This is a genomic window from Pseudoduganella sp. SL102 (genome assembly GCF_027856995.1).
GTDB lineage: Bacteria > Pseudomonadota > Gammaproteobacteria > Burkholderiales > Burkholderiaceae_D > Rugamonas > Rugamonas albidiflava.
Genome location: NZ_CP115554.1, coordinates 4,749,366 through 4,770,260 on the forward strand (window position 1 = coordinate 4,749,366; position 20,895 = coordinate 4,770,260).

13 protein-coding genes are annotated in these 20,895 nt (G+C 68.7%); 6 read left to right on the forward strand and 7 right to left on the reverse strand.

Annotated features, from left to right (window positions below):
- The first annotated feature begins 493 nt into the window (after nt 1–493).
- Both OU994_RS20070 and OU994_RS20075 read left to right on the forward strand, forming a co-directional pair.
- Nucleotides 494–1,219 carry a hypothetical protein gene (locus OU994_RS20070; protein WP_281607370.1) on the forward strand — a complete coding sequence of 242 codons (726 nt, stop codon included), beginning with the start codon at nt 494–496 and terminating at the stop codon, nt 1,217–1,219.
- A 69-nt stretch (nt 1,220–1,288) separates the two neighbouring features.
- Nucleotides 1,289–1,876: a hypothetical protein gene (locus tag OU994_RS20075; RefSeq protein ID WP_281607371.1), complete on the forward strand. Its 588-nt coding sequence runs from the start codon at nt 1,289–1,291 to the stop codon at nt 1,874–1,876.
- A gap of 420 nt (nt 1,877–2,296) precedes the next feature.
- Here OU994_RS20075 and OU994_RS20080 read toward each other — a convergent pair whose 3' ends face one another.
- The gene (locus tag OU994_RS20080; RefSeq protein WP_281607372.1) at nt 2,297–3,205 is read right to left on the reverse strand and encodes a LysR family transcriptional regulator; all 909 of its coding nucleotides are present in this window, start codon (nt 3,203–3,205) and stop codon (nt 2,297–2,299) included.
- A 157-nt stretch (nt 3,206–3,362) separates the two neighbouring features.
- On the opposite strand from OU994_RS20080, the gene OU994_RS20085 reads away from it, so the two are divergent.
- On the forward strand, nt 3,363–3,692 hold the full coding sequence (locus OU994_RS20085; RefSeq protein ID WP_281607373.1) for a hypothetical protein: 330 nt from the start codon (nt 3,363–3,365) through the stop codon (nt 3,690–3,692).
- Here the strand turns inward: OU994_RS20085 and OU994_RS20090 are convergent.
- Nucleotides 3,671–9,493 carry a YDG domain-containing protein gene (locus OU994_RS20090; protein ID WP_281607374.1) on the reverse strand — a complete coding sequence of 1,941 codons (5,823 nt, stop codon included), beginning with the start codon at nt 9,491–9,493 and terminating at the stop codon, nt 3,671–3,673. The two genes, OU994_RS20085 and OU994_RS20090, sit on opposite strands and share 22 nt — an antisense overlap.
- Nucleotides 9,494–9,506: 13 nt before the next feature.
- Nucleotides 9,507–11,210: a ShlB/FhaC/HecB family hemolysin secretion/activation protein gene (locus OU994_RS20095; RefSeq protein WP_281607375.1), complete on the reverse strand. Its 1,704-nt coding sequence runs from the start codon at nt 11,208–11,210 to the stop codon at nt 9,507–9,509.
- 250 nt (nt 11,211–11,460) lie between these two features.
- Here OU994_RS20095 and OU994_RS20100 point away from each other — a divergent pair, with 250 nt between their 5' ends.
- Both OU994_RS20100 and OU994_RS20105 read left to right on the forward strand, forming a co-directional pair.
- Complete coding sequence (locus tag OU994_RS20100) at nt 11,461–12,996, forward strand: class I SAM-dependent methyltransferase (RefSeq protein ID WP_281607376.1); 1,536 nt, start codon at nt 11,461–11,463, stop codon at nt 12,994–12,996.
- Nucleotides 12,997–13,003: 7 nt separating this feature from the next.
- Entirely contained in the window at nt 13,004–13,798 is a 795-nt protein-coding gene (locus OU994_RS20105) for an AraC family transcriptional regulator (protein ID WP_281607377.1), read from the forward strand.
- A gap of 19 nt (nt 13,799–13,817) precedes the next feature.
- On the opposite strand, the gene OU994_RS20110 is transcribed toward OU994_RS20105, so the two are convergent.
- The 4 genes from OU994_RS20110 to OU994_RS20125 all read right to left on the reverse strand — a co-directional run bounded on the left by OU994_RS20110 (nt 13,818) and on the right by OU994_RS20125 (nt 18,618).
- Complete coding sequence (locus OU994_RS20110) at nt 13,818–14,405, reverse strand: LysE family translocator (RefSeq protein ID WP_281607378.1); 588 nt, start codon at nt 14,403–14,405, stop codon at nt 13,818–13,820.
- A gap of 93 nt (nt 14,406–14,498) precedes the next feature.
- Entirely contained in the window at nt 14,499–15,248 is a 750-nt protein-coding gene (gene aqpZ / locus OU994_RS20115; RefSeq protein WP_281607379.1) for an aquaporin Z, read from the reverse strand.
- 171 nt (nt 15,249–15,419) lie between these two features.
- Complete coding sequence (locus OU994_RS20120; RefSeq protein WP_281607380.1) at nt 15,420–17,114, reverse strand: ATP-binding protein; 1,695 nt, start codon at nt 17,112–17,114, stop codon at nt 15,420–15,422.
- Nucleotides 17,101–18,618 (reverse strand): ATPase domain-containing protein, encoded by a 1,518-nt coding sequence (locus OU994_RS20125; RefSeq protein ID WP_281607381.1) that lies wholly within the window; start codon nt 18,616–18,618, stop codon nt 17,101–17,103. Before OU994_RS20125 ends, OU994_RS20120 begins: the two co-directional genes overlap by 14 nt.
- A 289-nt stretch (nt 18,619–18,907) precedes the next feature.
- Between OU994_RS20125 and OU994_RS20130 the strand changes: the two genes are divergently transcribed.
- Nucleotides 18,908–20,857 (forward strand): methyl-accepting chemotaxis protein, encoded by a 1,950-nt coding sequence (locus OU994_RS20130; protein WP_281607382.1) that lies wholly within the window; start codon nt 18,908–18,910, stop codon nt 20,855–20,857.
- Nucleotides 20,858–20,895 lie beyond the last annotated feature (38 nt).

Genomic DNA, 20,895 nt, shown 5'->3' on the forward strand with positions numbered 1-20,895 from the left:
GGCACCATAAGACGATATTACAATCGTCTTTTCTGCGGTGTCCCTCTTCCTACCTTAGAAGCGCATTTATATGCATGTAAGCGGTTAAGTGTTATTGCGAGCGCTTTGCAGCGCTAGATCATAGCCGATGGCTTGATTTTACTATGCTTTCCCATTACCCAACGATTCGGAAGTGCTTACTCATTCTTCCCGCTGGCATGATTAAACGCTCGATCGACTTTCGAACTGCCCGAACAGCAAAGTCGATTCACTGCTGCTATTTGCGAACTCTACAAAGGGCTAAACTGCCTCGGACGGTGGTCGCACTGACTGCTTACCAGGCAGGATTGTGTGGTGCAGAGATGCTATTTTTCGATGGTGGTTTTAGAGAATCGGGGAGCGCGTAGAATAAAAACGAAATGACGCGCTGTGTCTTTTCAAGGCGAGCTCTTCATTTGACGCTCGTATGAAGATGAGCTATGCGCAGAAAAAATGCATAGAGGAAGGAAAAGAAATGAGCTTCTCCGACGATGCTTACAAAAAAATGATTGACTTGTATAACAACCATGCTCATGAGTGCGGCATTCGGATAATCTCCCTGCACCCAGGCAAGGTAGCCACGGACTGTATCACCTATGTCATCAATGTGCTGAGCTACGCATTTGAGCGGAACGACGACAAACTGACGGCTAGTAAGGTGAGGACACTCGGCAAGTATGGCACTGAGTTGGCGGCTTATTTGGTGTCGGACCATGGCTGGAAAGCGGTTTATCTTAATCCCGATGCCAACCATCCGCGCGATAAGGATTATGAGCATGTTAAAACCTATAAAGAGGTCAAAGCAAAACTGCCCTACTACAAGATTCCCATCGCTCACTTGGTCGTTAACTATACGCCAACCGCGCAAGCCGATCCTAACTTTGTCAGCTTCAAGGGCAAAGGGATGTCGTCTGAGCCGACTGTCGAGGACGATAGTCAAATGGCTGAATTGAAGAAGATAAAATTCGGTGTTGGGATATCCAGAGGCGGACAACACACTTGGTTATATTCGACAGGTCTGGTATATGAGGTCCATTTGGACAAGATCGGAGCGGAGCTGTATGAGAAGACAGACATTGAGCTATTCGATTGGCTCTCTGGGGCAATCATCATACCGCCCGACGCTTATGCTGCCGCAAAATTCGACAGGATCGGGAATGAAGAGGGAATATTCGATTTTCTTCACGGCCTCTTCAAATAATTGAAACAGTAAAGCTGACGCGTGCGTGCAATGATCTGCTCCTTTACATCTTTGAGAACGAGGGGACGCGTGACCTTGGGCACGCTGCTTCTGGCAGTCGCGCAAATAGCCGCAGCAGACTCGTTGCTCTGTTCGAAAGTCAATTCGAGATTTGCACTATCGGCCGACATCTTCGGCGAATGGGTGGGGCCGGATGGCGATGAGAAGAGTCAATATCGCGTCTCCCGAGTGGAAATTCGCAAAGCAGGTTTTTCCAATGGTGTCGAACAGCGCTTCGTCGAGCCCATCGCAAGCTTCGGAATGACGGGAGCTTGCTGGACGGTATGGTCCCCCGATGAAGAATATGTCGCATTGCCGCGTGATGGATTCGAAGGCTTCAGTATCAGCCCGGTGCGCAGTCTGCCGACAACATCATCGAACAAGCCGTTGTCTGACTCCGTCGCGGTACGCTACCGGCAAAGGCCACGGTCAGTATGGCACAACTTTCGAGGCTGGTCTGGAGACCACACATTGTTGTTCTACGTAGAGATCGACAATTCCAGAATTCCCTTTGCCTACGATGTGAAACACAAGGCCCTGACTTCACCCGTGGCGCCGATTTTGGTGTTAGACGCGGTCAACGAATCCGCCGCAGTGATGATTATCTGGGGCCGCTAGCGATTGGTAAGCGTGTGCTCGCCGATGGAGGAGACAGACGTAGGGGTGATTGTTTCCAGCGGTGTGGCACGCATCAACTCGCTCCGTGCTCATTAGGGTCAAGACAGCTCAGGAACAACGCCTCTATTTCAGTCGACTGGTTCACTGTTGAGGTTTGCAAAAGCGTTTGTTATATACAGCCGACGGTGCCTTCGAACGCACGTCGGAGTGCCATCGGCGTCGACTCTATTTAATCGATGACTGTGCATAACGGCAGTTAGCATAAGTCGTAACATGCCCACTTTGTATCAATTTCTTAGTGCTGCTAAGTAATCGAGCGATTTTAGGGTACGTCGAATGGTCAGAATGGCGATCTTCGCTTCGGTGAGATCAAGCGTCATACTGGCAGCACGACGACACAGGCCCACACTTTAAGTTTATCTACCCGCGCGGCTGGCTGCACGCCAGCACGGCCTCGCGCAGCCACCGGTGCCCGGGATCGTCCTGCCGCCGCACGTGCCACGCCTGCTGGTATGAAAAGCTGGGCAAGGCGAACGGCGGCTTGAAGCGCCGCAGCGCCTTGTGGGGCTGCATGGCGCCGGTGGTGCGGCTGGCGGCGGTCAGGATCAGGTCGGTGCCGGCGATCAGCTCGACAGCCGCGCTCCAGTGCGGCAGGGCCACGGCGATGTGCCGCTGCAGCCCCAGTGCGCCCAGCGCCTTTTCGATTTCATCGTACGAGTCCGGCCGCAGGGCCAGCTTCACGTGCGGCCGTTCCAGGAACTCTTCCAGGCCGAGACCGCCCTTCGCCGGCAGCGTGGCCTTGTCCGCCAGGCTGATGAATTCTTCCTGGAACAGGTCCTGCACGTGCACCGTTTCCGGCCGGTCGGGGAAAATGCCCAGCGCGATGTCGACTTCGCCGTCCACCAGTTGCGCCAGCATCGCATCGCGGCTGGCCTGGCTGACGGCCAGGTCGATGCCGGGCGCGTGCCGGCGCACGTAGCGCACCAGCGGCGGCAGGATGATGCGCGCCGAATAGTCCGACAGTGTCAGGCGGAAGCGGCGCCGCGCCGCCGCCGGATCGAACTGCTCTTCCCGCAACAGGCCGTTGAGCGTGCCGAGCGCTTCGCCCAGCGGGTCGACCAGCGCCTGGGCGCGCGGCGTCAGCGCCATGCGGCCGTCGCGGCGCACCAGCAGCGGGTCGTCGAAGTGGGCGCGCAGCTGGGCCAGCGCGTGGCTGATGGCGGGCTGGCTCTTGTGCAGCCGTAGCGCGGCGCGGGTCACGTGCCGTTCGGCCAGCAGGGCATGCAGCGTCAGCAGCAGGTTGAGGTCGATGCGCCGCAGTTCATCCATGGTGCTTGCTCATGATGCTTGTTTATCCTGCTTATCTACGATGATTTCCATGGTGATTATCCATGTCGCGAATAGTACACGTGCGCGGGAACGATTTCCATCGATCCCGTCGATGCACGATCATACGCTATCGCAATAGTTAACCACCAGGATTTCCATGTCCCGCAAACGCACGCACTCCACCTCGCTGTTCACCGCATTGTCCAGGGCGTCGGCCAGCCCGCTGCTGACCGCCGTGCTGGCGATCATCCCCGTCGGCGTCGCCCTGCTGGCCGGTGCCGCCATGCCATTCCATGCCCCGGGCCATGCCGCGCCGGTGCAGGACCCGGGCCATCCGCTGTGGGAAACGCTCGCCGTGCCGCTTGCCTGCGGCATCATCATCCTGGCACTGGCGATCCTGGTCCGGGCGACGGCGGCGGCAACGACGACAGCGGCGGCAACGGGCCGCGCCACCGGCCCGGCGATTCAGCGCAGCTCGAACAGGTAGTCGCCGCCCGCCTGGTGGCCGGCGGCGGTCACCGAGCCATATTTCGGCGTCTGCGGGAATTCCTTCCTCACGCCGGCCTGCACGTCGGTGAAAATCGTGCTGCCCGGCGTCCAGCTGGCCACCGAGCGCATCGCCGCCATCAGGTTCCAGGCGAAGATCGAATGGCCATCCTTGCCTTCGTCGGCCACCGGTTCGTCGCCGCCGGAAGACAGCACGACGACGGAGCGTTTCGCCAGCACGCCTTCCACCGTCACGTCGCGCCCCACGGCCGCCATGCCGTCGCGCGCGAATGCGCCCGAATAACAGCTGTCCGAGACCAGCGCCATCTGGTTCGCACGGATGCCCGACAGCATGCCGGCCACGTCGCTGTTCGAGATCCACTGCGCCGGATCGCTGGCCTGCGCATCGGCCGGCAGCCAGTACCCCGCGCCGTTCCTTTCCAGCGAGTAGCCGTGGCCGGCGTAGTACACCACCACGCTGTCGCTGCTGCCGATTTCCGTCGACAGCTCGTTCAGCGTGCGGATGATGTCGGCCTTGACGGGGTTGCGCACCACGCGCACTTCATAGCCCAGCTTGCTTGCCAGCAGGCGGGCGACCGCATCCGCGTCCGGCACGGCGTTTTCCAGGCGGGGGATGGTCTTGTCCTGGTAATCGTTGATGCCGAACAGCACCGCGATCTTCCGTTCGATCCGCGGCACGCCAGCGCTGCCCGCGCTATTCGCGACTTTCGGGTTATTCGCATTTTTTGCGGTCTTCCCGCCCGCCACGCTGTCCGTGCGCCCCGCCGCGGCTTCCTGCTTCACGGCCACCTGCAGCCTGGCCGCCTGCGCGGCCTCGCGCTGGGCGCGGGTGATGCGGCAGGCACCGCTGCGGGCTTCGTCGACCGTGGCGCACGGCCGCACATCGGCCAGGCCCGGGTCGATTTCCAGCTGCCAGATCGCTTCGGCGAACAGCTTGCGCTTGAAATTGCGCCGCTGTTCCAGCAGCCGCGCCAGCTCTTCCTGCGTCATCGCGGCGATGCGTACGGCACCGAACGTGCGGGCGGCGCCGGCATCGGAAAGGTCGAACAGGCCACCGCCGCTGCCGCGGGGATCGAACACGGGCATGGCGCCGCGCAGCCCGGCATTGATGGCTGCCACGCTGCCGCTGCGCGCCTGCTGGTGCGGCCTGGCGGCGGAATCGTCCACCTCCAGTGCCAGCGCCACCGCATTGCCCGGCGCCTGTACGAAGACATAGTTCGGCGCCGCCAGGCCGGTACCGATGACAGGGTACAGGCCCGGACCCGCCAGCGCCGTGGCGCCGCTTTGCCAGGCCAGCGTGCCGGTGGTGGCGGAGGCCAGCGTATCGGCGCCCCGGAAGCCCGTGACGGTGCCGGCCAGCCCGGCGACCGGCAAGCCGGGTTCTCCCGTTGCCGGGCCGGCGTGGTACACGAGCGTGGCCGGCGTGATCGCTCCAGCGTTGCCGCGGGCCGTGGCAGTCACGATGCCGCCGCTGCCCGCCAGGTCCACGGTGCCGACCCGGTAATTGGCGGCGTCGGCCCCGGAAAACCGGAATGTGCCCGTGGCGGTGACGGCCTTGCCCTGGCCCACGCCGGCCGACGCGTAGTCGCCCTGCTCCGGCCCGACGACCGCGAGCGCATCGCCAGCCACCACGCCTTCCGGCACGAACCGGCCGGCAGCCAGGCTGGCGGCGGTGCCGGCATCGTATTCCTTCACGACGGGTCCGCCGATACCGATCGCCAGCGGCCGCGGCGAGATGGCGGCCGTGGCCAGGCCGCTCCCCGCCAGCACGTAGTTGGCCGCGTCCGCGCCCGCCAGCCTGCCGCCGGTCACGGTTACCGGCTTGGCGGTGCCCGCGTTCCCGGTATCGAACAGGCCGGTGGCGCCGTCCAGTGCCAGCACATCGCCCGGCAGGGCTTCCGACAGCGCGCCGGACAGCACGGCATCGCGCGTGCCGTCATACACCTTGTCCGCCGCCGTGATGCCGGCGAGGGAAATGGGCCGCGGCGTGATCGCGGCCGTGATGGGGCCGCCGCCTGCCAGAAGGTAGTTGCCGGCATCGGCGCCGGCCAGCGTGGCGCCGGTGACCGTGACGGGCTTGCCGGTGCCGGCATGCCTGTCGCCGAACCGGCCGGCCGCTCCGGCCAGCGCCAGCGCATCGCCGGGCAGCGTTTCCGCCAGCGCGCCGGTCAGCGTTGCCGCGCGCGTGCCGTCGTACACCTTGTCCGCCGCACCGATCCCGGCAAAGGAGATCGGCCGGGGCGCGATGCTCGCCGTCGTGGTGGCGGCTGTCCCCGCCAGCAGGTAATTGCCGGCATCGGCCCCGGCCAGCGTGCCGCCGCTGATGGTGACGGTCTTGCCGGTGCCCGCATGCTTGTCGCTGAACTGTCCGGCCGCTCCCGCCAGCGCCACCGCGTCACCGGCCAGCGCGCCCGACAGCGTGCCGGACAGCGTGGCGTCGCGCGTGCCGTTGTACACCCGGTCGACGGCCGTGATGCCGCCGATCGCAATGGGCCGCGGCGTGATCGTCGCCGCCAGCGCCGGTGTTCCAGCCAGCAGGTAATTGCCGGCATCGGCACCGGCCAGCGCGGCGCCGGCGATCATCACCGGCTTGTCCACGCCGGCGTGCCGGTCGGCGAACTGGCCGGTGCCGGTGCCCAGCGACACGTCGTCGCCGGCCAGCACCTCGGCCAGCACGCCGGACAAGGCGGCGTCGCGGGTGCCGTCGTAGACCCGGCCGGCGGCCACGATGCCGGCCGCCGAAATCGCCAGCGGCGCGATGTCGGCCGTGGTAGTGGCATCGCCGTCCAGCGCGTAGTTGGCGGCGTCGGTGCCCGACAGCGTGCCGCCGGACACGGTGACGGTCTTGCCCCGCCCGGCGTGCTTCGTGTCGAACGCGCCGGTGGCCCCGTCCAGCAACACATCGTCGCCGGCGAGGATGCCGGACAGGGAGCCGCCCAGGCTGGCCCTGCGCGTGCCATCGTAGACCTTGCTTTCCGCCGCCAGGCCGTCGGCCGTGATGGCCTTCGGCGTCACGTCGCCCACGTAGGACTGCGCGGCGCCATGCACCGGGCGGCCATGCGGCGTGACGACGCCGAAGAAGCCGCCTTCACCCTCGTGGACGATGGGCTTGTCGCGCCCCGCGTGCCGGTCGTCGAACGTGCCCTGCGCAACGGCGCCGCCGCCGGGCGCCAGCACCGCGAAGCCCGGTGGCGCGTCGTGCGACAGCGCGCTCGTGAATTCCGCCCGCGTCGTGCCGTCGTACGGCCGCCCCGCGTCGACCCTGACGGCGATGGCGGCGGGCTCCGCCAGCATCACGCCATGCGCGCCCACGGCGGGGAATGGCGCCGCGGTGCCGAACGGCGCAGCCACCTGCACGAAGGTGTAGTCCAGATCGGCCAGCGCCGCGGCGGGAAAGTCCGCCAGGCCGCGGTCCAGGTAGATGAGCCAGCGGCCCTGCGGCGTGGCCAGCGTGCTGCCGGCCCCGGACAGCTCGCCGGTGCCGATCACCAGCGGCGAGCCGGCGGATGCCGCCCGCAGCGTCGCATTGTCCAGCCGCGTGGTGGCCGACGTGATGACGATCTCGCCTGCCTCGATGGCGGCCCCGTTCGCCGCACCGGCGATCGATGTCGCGCCGCTGACGATCGACAGGGTGCCGGAAAGGTCCACGCCGGTACCGGCCAGCGCGACCGTGCTGGCCGTCAGCGAAACGGACGCGAGGGCCGTGGGCGCCCCCGGACCGGCGCCCAGGTTCGCGTTGGCCAGCATGGCGCTGCCGGCCGAGATATCGATATTGCCGCCTGGCCCGCCGATGCGCGAGCCGCGCAGCGAAAACTGGCCGGCCACCACGCCGACCTGCCGCCCGTCCAGCGCGCTGCCGCCGGCCACATCGACGCTGCCCCCGACCACCGAGATGGCGCCGGCGCCCGCCGCCACGGTGGCGCCCTGCAGCCCGACCGAGCGGGCCCCGCCCAGGCTGCCCGATCCGCCGCCCAGGCGCACATCCCCGCCGCCGGTCTCGATGCGGGCGCCGTTGCGCAGCAGGATGGCGCCGGCGTTGTTGCCGTCCCGGTCCGCGGTAAGGTTCACCTGCATCGGATTGGCGCCGGCCGCGATGCGCACGCCGGCATTGACGACGATATCGTTGTGCGCCTGCAGCGTGAGCGATCCGCCGCCGGCCGCTTCGCCGTCCACCACGAGATCCCCGGCCACGACGATATTGCCGGCCTGCGTGGCCGCCGCGCCGCCGCCGGTGCGCACGATCACGTTGACGCCTTCGGCCAGCGCATCGGTGATCGTGGCGGGCGCAATGCGCGCATCGTTGGCGTTCGACGTCATTTCCAGGCCGGCCAGGTCGTCGAAGTCGACACCGCCCTGCGAACAGCAGCCGCCGATCGTGATGTTGCCGGGATCGAGCAGCCAGCTGCCTGCGCTGCCCTTGGCGGCGGCGGCGCCGACATCGACATGCCGCGGCCGGGCATCCAGGTAGCGGCCCGAGGTCTCGACCAGCCCGCCATCGCCGCCGCCCGGGCCGCCCCGCGCCGCGATGGTGCCGAACACGTACGTGGCGCGGTCGCCCCACAGGATCACCTTGCCGCCGTCGCCAGTCGCCGTCGCGCTGGCCGTGACCGACGCGTCCGGCCCCAGCCAGGTGGTCTCGGCATTGGCGATGGCCGGATTGGCACCCTGGTAGTCGCCGCCCACCAGCACTTCGCCGGCGCCGGTGGCGCCCGAGGCGTCGACGCGGGCCTGGCCCTCCAGCGCCACCCGCCGGCCCAGCAAATGGATGCGGCCACCGGTGCCGCCGCTGCCGGCCGCGGAAACGCTGCCCTGCACCAGCGTGGCGCCGCCGGCCGATGCCACCAGCACCCGGCCGCCGGCCATCGTTCCGGCCGCGCCGGCGCTGGTCTCGCTCGTGGCACCCAGCCGCACGTCGCCCTGCGCGCGGATCACCACGCGGCCGGCCGCGTCGGTGCCGATGCTGTCGGCACGCACGATGCCCTGCTGGTTGACGATGCCGGCATGCACGTCGATGCTGCCGCCGCCGGGCGCCAGCAGCGTGCCAAGGTTGACCGCCTCGTTGGCGGGTGCCGCCATGCGCACGGTCACGTTCGGCATGCCGGAGTCGACCAGCTCGACACTGCCGCCGGCGGCCAGCACGATCTGGCCGCCGGGACTGTGCACCAGGCCTTCGTTGCGCACCGTGCCGCCCACCAGCCAGACGCTGCCGCCGAAGCTGGTATGGATCCGGCCCGCGTTCACCACGTGGCCGCCGGCGGCGGCGCTGCCGTCGAAGCGGGCCCGCCCGGCCAGGAAATCGGCGTTCGCGACGCCGTGCGTGGCGGCCACCAGCGCGCCGACATCGATGCGCGCACCAGCGCCGAACAGCACGCCGTGCGGGTTGATGAGCCAGACCCCGCCATTCGACGACAGGCTGCCCAGGATCGCCGACGGGTCGTTGCCGACCACCCGGTTCAGCACCTGGCTCGCGGTACCCTGCTGGGCGAAGTGCACGCCGTTGCGCGCGCCGATCGAAAACGCCTGCCAGTCCAGTATCGCGTTCGGGCTGTTGGCGATGGTCATGCGCTGGCCGTCGCTGGCGATGGCCGCGGTGCCGTGGACCACCGTGCCGCCGGCCGGCAACTGGGCCGCCGCCGGCGCCGGAATCGCGCCAAACGCGGTGCCGAGCGCCGTGCGAAGTACTGTGCCAAACGCCGTGGCGATGGCCGCGGCTCCGGTGTGGCGCGCCAGGCCGGCACGCCGCTTCCCGGCCGCGGCGGAAGAACCCTTCGACTGTTGCATGATGAAAGCCCCGTCAGAAAACCACGTTGAGCGCGACATGGCCCCGCACGGTACCCGCCGCGGTGGTGATGCCGCGTTCCAGTGCCCGGCCGATGTCGAGGCTGGCGCTGGCGTTCTTGCCCAGGGCGATGCGCGCGCCGATGCCGGCCGCCGTCAGCCGGCACGACGTCCCGCCGGCGCTGTCGCATGGCAAGCCCTGGTGGTTCACGGCCCGGCCGTGATCGGCGAACAGGTAGGGCCGCAGCCGGTAGCCGCGCGCCGGTTCGAGCGGCGGCGCCGCCACTTCCAGCCGGCCCAGCAGGCCGCTGTCGCCGGCCATTTCGCGCTCGGCGTAGCCGCGCACGCTGCCGGCGCCGCCGATGCCGAAGCGTTCCCCGGCGATCAGCGCATGCGGGCTGTACTGGAGATCAAGGCGGCCGTTGACCGAGTATCCCGGCGCCAGCGCGCGGTCGGCGAACCCGGCAAGCCTGGCGATGACGTAGCTGCGGCGTGCACCGGGGCGCGCCGCGGAGAAGGTGGCGGCGGAACTGCCGCCGGCATTGGCCGACAGGCCCGCGCTGAGGCCCCAGGCCAGCCGCGCGCCCTGCTTCTGGCCCGTGTACGACAGGCTGACCGGCAGCGTCGTCACGTCGACCGCCGACGTGCCGCAGCCGGCCGGACCGAATTCGCCCACCGTGCAATCGTCCCGGTAGCTGCGCCGGTCCAGCCCCAGCGTGACGTGGTGGTCGTATTCGCCGATCCGGTCGAGGTTGCGGTTGGCGCGCAGGCCGGCAACGCTGCCGCGGCCGGTGAACCGCAGCGGTCCCGCCGGCGTGATGGTGCTGCCGTTGCTCACGCTGGAACGGGCCACGAACGCATCGAGCGACGCGGCATGCGCATACAGCGGCACGCGGTAGCCGGCGCTGAAGATCTTCACCCGGCCCGGGTCGTCCGGCGAAGTCTGGACCTGCAGCGTGCCGACATGGTCCCGGCCGAACAGGTTCGCATGGCGCACGCCCGCGCTGATCCGGTGCCGGCCGGTGACCCGGGTGCCGGTATTGTCGTAGCCGGCCAGGTATTGCAGCGGCGGCGTGTCGCTGACGGCGATATCGGCATCGATGTCGCCCGGCCGTGCCCCGGCGGTCAGCGTTACCTTGACGTTCTTGGCGGGGTTGTCGTTGCTCAGCTGGATATCGCGGTCGATGTCGCGCACGCGCGGTGTCGCCCCCTCGCGCAGGCCCGGCAGCCCGGCGCGGATGTTTTCGGCCGAGAAATGCTTGTTCCCAGTGATGCGCAGCCGCGCCAGCCGTCCCTCGACCACCCTGATGACGATCGTCCCCGAACCGGCGTCCTGTTCGGGAACGTAGGCGACCACGCCGCCATACCCTGCAGCGCGATAGGCTTCCTGGATGCGCGCCGCCACCGCGTTCAGCTCGGCCATGCTGCGCGGCGCGCCGGCCACGCCGGCCGTCAATGCCAGCAAGGCCGGTTCCGGCAGCAAGGTATTGCCCTCAACTTGCACGGTGTGCACGGACGCCGCTGGCGACGGGGCCGCGGGGACCGGCGCGGACGGCGCCTGCGCGGCGGCGCCGGTGGGGATGGCCAGCACGGCGGCGCAACAGGCCGTTCCGCCCAGCGCCCGCAAGCTTGCGCTGCCAGGGCTGCGCATGGCCGGGGGCGCGGCACGCCTGCCCAACCAGCCATAGAACCAGGCGAGGCAAACAGGGTGCATGCCCATCGCATCTCCTCCCGCGTGGCCGCTGGCGCAGGCGCCGGAACCACGCATAGCACCCGCATCGAACCAGCGTCGAACCAGCGTCGCAGCATCGGGTCGATCGGTAGCGTGTTGAAACCGCGCACCGGGATCCCTCACCTGATTCAGTATAGGGCGGTAACGCCATGGCTGCCGGTCATCTTGCGGTCGTGGTCCTGCCACAACACGCGGCAATGCCTTACACTTGGCGATCCACCAATGCGAGGAAATGGCAATGACCGACTGGTCCTCGGGCTACGTGTCCGACATCGGCTACACCTATGGGGTGTATTCGGAATTGAATCCGCTGCGCGTGCGTCTCGCGTTCCTGAACGCCGGGCTGGTGTTCCCCGAACACGGCCACGCGTGCGAACTGGGCTTCGGCCAGGGCGTCAGCGTCAATGTGCACGCGGCGGCGTCGGGCACCGCGTGGCACGGCACCGACTTCAACCCCGCGCAGGCCGGTTTCGCCCGCGAGCTGGCGGCCGTATCCGGTGCCGGCGCCTGCCTGACCGACGAGTCGTTCGCGCAATTCTGCGCGCGCGCCGACCTGCCCGATTTCGATTTCATCGGCCTGCACGGCGTGTGGAGCTGGGTATCGGACGAGAACCGGCGCGTGCTGGTCGATTTCCTGGCCCGCAAGCTGAAGGTGGGCGGCGTGCTGTACATCAGCTACAACACGCAGCCGGGATGGGCGGCGATGTGCCCGGTGCGCGAACTGATGACGCGCCACTACGCCACGATGACGGTGCCGGCCGCCGGTACCGGGCAGCGCATCGGCCAGTCGCTCGACTTCGCCACGGCGCTGCTGGCCACCAACCCCGGCTTCGCGCGGGCCAACCCGAACCTGGCGGGCAAGGTGGACATGCTCCGGTCGGCCGACCGGGCCTACCTGGCGCACGAATACTTCAACCGCGACTGGCAGCCGATGTCGTTCCCCGCGCTGGCCGAGTGGCTGGCGCCGGCCAAGCTGGAATTCGCCTGCCCGGCCGTCTACATCGAGCATCTCGACAGCGCCATCGTCACGCCCGAGCAGTCGCGCTTCCTGCAGGGCGTGGGCGACCCCGCCTTGCGGCAGCTGGCGTTCGACTTCATGATCAACCAGCAGTTCCGGCGCGACTACTGGGTGCGCGGGGCGCGCCGGCTGGCGCCGCTGGAACGCGTCCGGCTGTTGCGGCAACAGCGGGTGGTGCTGGCGATGGCGCCGGAAGACGTGGTGTACACCATCCAGGCCGGCCAGATCGAAGTCAGCCTGAACGAGGCGATGCACCGCCCCGTGATCGAAGCGCTGGCCGACCACCGGCCGCATACCATCGGCGAACTGGAAGGAGCCTGCGCGGCGGCCGGGCTGACGGCCCTGCAGACCCGGCAGGCCGTGTTCCAGATGGCCGGCACGCAGCAGGTCCAGCCCGCGCAGGACGAGGCGGCCGTCGAACGGGCCCTGCCCGCCTGCCGCCGGCTGAACGAACGCCTGCTGGCCGTTGCCGAACATGGCGGCGAGATCAACTACCTGGCGTCGCCCGTCACCGGCGGCGGCATCCCGGTCCCGCGGCTGCACCAGCTGTTCCTGCTCGGCCTGTCGCGCGGCCATGCCCAGCCGGGCGAACTGGTCGCGTTCGCGATGGCGCTGAACGGCGGGCAGGACTTGCGCAAGGCGCACGGCGAAGCGGCCGCCACCACGGACCAGCAGGCCGCGCTGCTCGAACGCGCCGTGGCGGCCTTCCTGCGGCGTCGCCTGGCTGTGCTGCGTGCGCTGGCGGTGGTACCCTGACAGCATCATGAGCACACCCACCTTCTGGCGCGACGACGCCCTGCCCTTCCTGGAAGCGCGCGCCATCGCCGATGGCCGCGGCATCTGCTATGCCAAGCACTCGCACGACACGTTTTCGATCGGCTCGATCACGGGCGGCGAAAGCCTCTACCTGAACGGCCGCGTGCGCGAGCATGTCGGCGCCGGCACCGTCGTGCTGATGAACCCCGGCGACGTCCACGCCTGCAATCCGCTGGGCGAGCAGCCGTGGTCGTACCGTATGTTCCACGTCGACAGCCGCTGGCTGGGCGAGGTACAGGGCGGAGGCGCCGGTTTCCAGCCTTATGCCGCCGTGGCGAGCCGTGCCCCCGGCCTGTTCGCGCGGCTCGAAGCGCTGTATGCGACTTGCTCGGACCCGGCCGCGGAAACACTGGAAAAGCAGGGCGCGGCGCTGGACTTCTTCACGTTCATGCACGGCGTGCTGCAGCCGGCACCCGCCGCCGCGGACCCGCACCACCAGGTGCGCCGCGCCGCCGAGTACCTGCGCGAGCACCGCACCGGCATGCCCACGCTGGACGACCTGTGCGCCGCCACGGGGCTGTCGCCGTCCTACCTGATCCGCGCCTTCAAGGCCCGCTATGGCATGACGCCGCACGCGTACCTGGTCGATTGCCGCATCCAGTACAGCCGCGAGCAGCTGCGGCGCGGCCGGCCGATCGCCGACGTGGCGCTGGCGGCCGGCTTCGCCGACCAGGCGCACCTGCAGCGCGCCTTCAAGCGGCACGTGGCCGCCACGCCGGGCCAGTACCGCACCGTGCGTTAGGGACAGGCCCAACGGGCCGTCAGTTCGCCAGCAGCCACGCGGCGCTGGCGGCCAGCAGCGCGGCCATCGACCGGTTGAACAGGCGCACGCGCGCCGGATTCGCCAGCCAGTTGCGCAGCGCCGTGCCGGCCCATGCCCAGCAGAAGATCGACAGCCAGCACACCACGAAGTAGATGGCGGCGAACTGCCACACCAGCGGGCCGTCGCCATCGACGGCGTAGGCGCCCATGCCGGACACGGCGGCCAGCCAGGCCTTCGGGTTCAGCCACTGCATGGCCGCGCCGGTGAGCAGCGACGGGCCGCGCGCGGTGGCGTGGAACGACAGTTCGCCATTGTCGGCCGCCAGCTGCCAGGCCAGCCAGAACAGGAAGGCGATGCCGGCCCAGCGGATCGCGACCATCAGTTGCGGCCACCGTTCCAGCATCTCGTACAGGCCCAGGCCCACCAGCAGCAGCAGCACGGTGAAGCCGATGGTGGCGCCGCTCACGTGGCGCATGCTGGCCACCAGCCCGTGCCGGGCGCCGGCGCCCAGGGCCACGATGTTGACGGGCCCGGGGGTGATCGAGGAGGCCAGCGCGAAGGCGGCCATCGACAGGTAAAGAGTCATGCGAAGCGCTCCCTGGAGTAAAGGTAGCGCCACGATACGGGCCGATGGCGGCCCTGTATTGAACGAAATTGCCCTGGCCGCGGGCTTGCCCCGTCAGCTGGGCACTGCCGGTTCGGCCGCGGGTTTGGGCAGGCCGCTGACCACGGGTTCGGACGGGTCGCGCTGCAGCACCAGGCGATGCAAAACACCGGCCGCCGCACCACCGATCAGCGGCGCGATCCAGAACAGCCACAGCTGCCCCAGCGCCCAGCCGCCCACGAACAGTGCCGGGCCCGTGCTGCGCGCCGGATTGACCGATGTGTTCGTGATCGGGATGCTGATCAGGTGCACCAGCGCGAGCGCCAGTCCGATGGCGATACCGGCGAAACCGACGGGTGCGCGGGCGTGCGTCGAGCCCAGCACCACCAGCACGAACATGAAGGTCATGACGAGCTCGGTCAGCAACGCCGATGCCAGCGAGTAGTTGCCGGGCGAATGCTCGCCGTAGCCATTGGCGGCGAAACCTGCCTGCACGTCGAAGCCCGGCTTGCCGCTGGCGATCAGGTACAGCAGTGCCGCCGCCACGATGGCACCGGCTACCTGGCTGGCGATGTAGGCCCCCAGGTGCCTGGCCGGAAACCGGCCGCCGGCCCACAGGCCAACGGAAACGGCCGGGTTGAAGTGACCGCCCGAGACCGGACCGAGCGCGTAGGCTGCGGTCAGCACTGTCAGCCCGAAGGCCAGTGAAACGCCGGTCAGGCCGATACCGACCTCGGGAAACCGCGCCGCGAGCACTGCGCTGCCGCAGCCTCCCAAGACCAGCCAGAACGTGCCGATGAACTCCGCAAGAACTTTACTGAACATGATTCCTCCTGGTTTGCGCGGCAGGGCCGTCCAGGAAGTGTGGGCAGCCAGATGCCGCCGCACCATGGTACGCTTGCCGGCTTTACGGAGTAACAATATTTCCGGCGTTGTGCCGATTTGGCACGGATCCGGCGGGCACTTGCGAAAGGATCGCCGGCCGCGGCCAGCCGGTCACGCTGCAGTCACCGTGCGCAGCGCCTTGCGCACGGCGGCGCCCAGCTCGGCGATCAGGAAGGGCTTGCGCAGGATTTCCACGTCGCCGACCGCATGCCGGATCGCATCCATGTCGGCATAGCCGGTGACCACCACGATCGGCAGGCCGGCAAAGCGTTCCCTGGCCTTGCGCGCCAGTTCCGCGCCGGTGATGCCCGGCATCAGGTAGTCGGTCACCAGCACGCCGGGCCGGCGGCCGGCCAGCGCGTCGAGCCCGGCGGCGCCGTCGGCCGCCTGGGCCACCTGGCAGCCCAGCGTCGCCAGCGCATCGGCCATGCAGGTGCGCACGAAATCGTCGTCCTCGACGACCAGTACCTCCAGTCCGTCGAGCGGCGTGCCCTGTTCGGCGGCATCGGTTTCGCCGGTTTCCCGGCCGTCGCTGGCGGGCAGCCACATCTCGACCGTGGTGCCCTGCCCCGGCGTGCTTTCCAGGCGGGCGATGCCGCCCGACTGCCGCGCCATGCCATACACCTGGGAGAGGCCCAGGCCGGTGCCCTTGCCCACCGCCTTGGTGGTGAAGAAGGGTTCGAACACCCTGGCGGCGATGTCGGCACTCATGCCGGGGCCATTATCCGAGACAGCGATGCGCACGTAGGCGCCCGGCTCGCTGTCCGGCAGCAGCCCGGCCGGCGGGCGCGGCAGCGACGCATGCAGCACGATGCGGCCACCGCCGGGCATGGCGTCGCGGGCGTTGATGACCAGGTTCAGCAGCGCCATCTCCATCTGGCTGAGGTCGGCCAGCACGGCGGCCACGCGCGGCGCCACGCCGGTGACGATCTCGAATGCGTCGCCCAGAAGGGGCCGCGCCATCTGCAGCACCGAGTCGAACAGCGCCGCCACGGGCAGCGGCCGCAAGTTCAGCGTCTGGTTCCGGGCGAACGCCAGCAGCTGCGCCGTCAGCCTGGCGCCCCGCTCGCACGCCGCCTTGGCCGTTTCCGCGCGGCGCCGCACGGCGGCATCGGTGCTGGTGGCCAGGATCAGTTCCATGCTGCCCTGCACGACATTGAGCAGGTTGTTGAAGTCGTGCGCCACGCCGCCCGTGAGCCGGCCCAGCGAGTCCATCTTCTGGTACTGCAGCATGGCCTGCTGCGCCTTCTCGCGCTCGATCACCTCGGCGGTCAGCCGGTCGTTCGCCTGCGCCAGCGCGCGGGTGCGCTCGGCCACGCGCGATTCCAGCGTGGCATTGAGCACGGCCAGTTCCTGCGATACCTGCTCGCGGTCGGCCAGCACGGCGCGCGCCTGGTATTGCCGGTGCCGCGCGCGCAGCGCCGCGCCGGTGGCGCTGCCCAGCGTTGCCGCGCTCAGCGGGCGCTCCAGCAGGATCACGTTGCCCAGGGAAGCGAACATGGCGGTCGACGGCGGCCCGGCCGGCTCGATCCGCCGGCCCAGCAGGACGATGAAGGGAAAGTCCGACCACGGCTCCTGGGCCGCCAGCCAGGCGTGCAGCGGCGCCAGGTCGGCGCCGTGCAGCGCCTCGTCGGTCACGATCGCCGTCGCCGCGCCGGCCACGATGCCGGCGGCCAGCGCGGGGAAATCGGCGACGATGTCGCAGCGTGCGCCGTGGCGGGCCACGACGCCGGCCGTCACCTCGGCATCGCGGCCGCGCGGCGCCAGCACCAGGACGCGCTGTTCCGCGGCGTCAGGCCGGTGCATCGGGATCGGTGGCCATCATCTGCGTGCCTCCACGGTAGCTCGGCAGGCCCGTCAGCACGCCGTCGAAACCGGCCAGCGGCGCGCCGATACCGATGCCACCGCTGTGCAGTCGCAGTTCATGGATCGTCAGCGCGTGGCTGGTGGTGCGGTTCTTGACCACCGTGATGGCGCGGCGCAGCTTGCCGGCCGCCTCGAAGAAGCGCAGCAGCACGGTCGCGTCGCTGAGGTAGCTCAGGTCGACATCGCGCTGCATGTCGCCCACCAGGCCGTGTTCGCCCAGCACCAGCATGGTCGTCACGCCCTTCTGGTTCAGGTAGGCCAGCAGCTCGTGCATCTGCAGCGTCAGGTAGTGCTCGCCCGGCATCGCCTGCAGGTAGGCGTTCAGGCTGTCGATGGCGAGGAATGTCACGCCGCCGGTTTCGACGGCATCGCGCAGCATCTGCGCGAACTCGCCCGGCGACAGCTCGGCCGAGTCGATGTGGCGCACGTTGACGTGGCCGGAGGCGAGATACGGGCGCAGGTCCATGCCCAGCGCCGTGTTGCGGGCCATGAACGTGCCCAGGCCTTCGTCGAACAGGTAGAACGCGGCCTTCTCGCCGCGCTCGAGCGCCGCGAGCATGCAGCGCACCGTGACGGTGCTTTTGCCGACGCCCGAGGGGCCGACGATCAGCGTATTGGTGCCGGCGATCAGCCCGCCGCCCAGCAGCGCGTCCAGTTCGCCGCTGCCGGTGGTGTGCGCCGCCGGCTCGAAGGTGCTGGCATGCTCCGCCGCCACCAGCCGGGGGAACATGCGGATGCCGCCGGTCTCCAGAACGTAGTCGTGGTAGCCGCCGCGGTAGGCGATGCCGCGCATCTTGATGATATTGACCCGGCGCCGCTCCTTGCCGAATTCCTGGGCGATCTGTTCCAGGCTGATGACGCCGTGCGAGATGCTGTGCAAATGCTGGTCCGACTGGCTGCTCTTGTCGTCCAGCAGCAGCACCGTGCAGGCCCGCGCCGTGAAGAACTGTTTCAGCGCGAGGATCTGCCGGCGGTAGCGCAGCGGGTTCTGTGCCAGCAGCCGGAACTCGGACAGGCTGTCGAACACCACCCGCGCCGGCTGCACCTGGTCCACCCGGTCCAGCACGCCGCGCGTGGTCTCGCCCAATTCCACCTCGGCGGGATGGAGGATCGACTGCTGGGCGTCCGGGTCGAGCACGGTTTCATCGGCCAGTTCGAAAACGTCGATGCCATCCAGCGACCAGCCATGGCTTTCCGCCACCGCGTCGAGCTCGTCGGCCGTCTCGGACAGCGTGATGTACAGGCCCCGCTCGCCCCTGGCGCGGCCGTCGAGCAGGAACTGCAGGCCGAGCGTGGTCTTGCCGGAACCGGGCGACCCTTCGACCAGATACACGCGCTCGGCGGTCAGGCCGCCGCACAGGATATCGTCCAGGCCCGAGATACCGGTGGAGAGGCGATGCGTCGGCTTGCGCGTGGCGCGGCGCGTTGTAGCAGTGGAATCCATGCTTGTGATCCAGAAAAGGTGTAACGGTTGTGAATTGATTATAGATGAACGTCAATAACAGGCACGGACGGCAGCCCGCACGGCCACCCTGCTCGCCCCGGCTGCACAGTTGACAAGACGTTGGCGCCAGGGTAATGCCGCGGCCACGATCTGTTGTCACGGAGACGCAGTCGCTGGCGAAATGCATGCCACGCCCGCCCACCGGCATCGTGTGCGCGCCGAACGACGCTAACATTGCCGCCTGGATACACGGCACTTGGTACGCTTCCCGCATCTCGGAGAACTCAGCATGAAACTGGCAACACTCACCCCGGCGCGCGGCGCATTGTCGCTGAATGCGCGCATCAGCCTGGCGGCATCGGCCCTCGTCATCGTCAGCCTCGCCATCACCGCCACCGTGACCGGCATCCGCGGCCGCGACGCGGCGCAGGATGCGGCGATGCGCCTGGCGCGCACCACCGCGGCCGAAGCCGCCGACGCGCTGCAGGGCCGCCTGGGCGGCAACCTGGCCGCCGTGGCGACGCTGGCTGGCGGGCTGGGCAATACGCTCGCCGCCAGCACCGCGCTGAACCGCGACCAGGTAGACAACCTGACCAAGGCGGTCCTGCTGGGCACCGAGGACCTGGTCGGCGCGTCCGCCACGATGGAGCCGAATGCGCTGGACGGCAGGGATGCCGAGTTCGCCGGCCAGGCCCCGCGTTTCGACGCTTCCGGCCGCCACATGCCGTATTTCTCCCGCAAGGCGGGCGGTGGCGTCAACGTGGAGCCGATCGTGTTCGTCACCACGCCGGGCGGCAACGACTGGTACGACGTGCCGAAGAAGACCGGCAAGCGGTATTTCTCCGAACCGTACGTCTACCCGATCAATGGCAAGGATGTGCTGATCGCCTCGCTGGTGGCACCGATCGTGGTCCAGGGCCAGGTCCGCGGCGTGGTCACCGGCGACTTCATGCTGACCAAGCTGTCGGGCATCCTGGCCGGCATGGAAACCATCGAGGGCGCCGAGCTGGCGCTGGTGTCGAATGGCGGCCTGTATGCCAGCCATCCGGCGGCGGCCCGCAACGGCAAGCAGGCGGACGACCTGCCGGCCGCCGCGCTGGAAGCCGTCCGTGCCGGCAAGCCATACCAGTACAGCGATGGCGGCATCGTGCACCTGCTGCAGCCGGTGCGCCTGCACGACGATATCGCGCCGTGGTCGGTGCGCCTGTCGTTCCCGGAAAGCGTCGCCACCGCGCCGGCACGCGAGCAGCTGACGTACACGCTGGCGGCATCGGCACTGTGCGCCCTGATCGCCGCGATCGCCATGGTCTCGGTGCTGCGCCGCCTGACCCGGCCGCTGCGCGAACTGGCCCGCACGATGACCCAACTGGCCGGCGGCAATGCCGACCTGTCCGCCCGGCTCGCCGTGAAAGGCAGCGACGAACTGGCCGTGATCGCCACCGGCTTCAATGGTTTCGCCGCCAAGATCGAGCGCGTGCTGGCCCGGGTGCGCGACAGTTCCGGCAGCGTGGCCCAGGCCAGCGCGGAGATCAGCCAGGGCAACCTGGACCTGTCGGCCCGTACCGAGCAGCAGGCCAGCGCGCTGGAGGAAACGGCCGCGTCGATGGAACAGCTGACCGGCAGCGTGCGCCAGAATTCGGACAACGCGGCGCAGGCGCGCCAGCTGGCGGCCAACGCCTCGGAGGTGGCGCTGCGCGGCGGCGCCGTGGTGGCCCAGGTGGTCGATACCATGGCGGCGATCGATGCCTCGTCCAGCAAGGTGGTGGACATCATCGCCGTGATCGACGGCATCGCCTTCCAGACCAATATCCTGGCCCTGAACGCGGCCGTGGAAGCGGCGCGCGCCGGCGAGCAGGGCCGTGGCTTCGCGGTCGTGGCCAGCGAGGTGCGCACGCTGGCGCAGCGCTCGGCCAGCGCGGCCAGGGAGATCAAGGCCCTGATCGGCGATTCGGCGGCCCAGGTGCAGCGCGGCAGCGCGCTGGTCAAGGATGCCGGCGCCACCATGGACGGCGTGGTCGCCAGCGTGCGCCAGGTGGCCGACATCATTGCCGAGATCGCGGCGGCGGGCGCTGAACAGAGCGGCGGCATCGGCCAGGTCAACCAGGCCATCGTGCAGATGGATGGCGTGACCCAGCAGAACGCCGCCCTGGTCGAGGAGGCGGCGGCCGCGGCCGAGAGCCTGAAGCTGCAGGCGGACACGCTGGTGGCGCTGGTGGGCGAGTTCCGCATCGGCGCCTGAGTACGCTCTTTCCCGGCGGAATCGGACCAGCCCTCCGG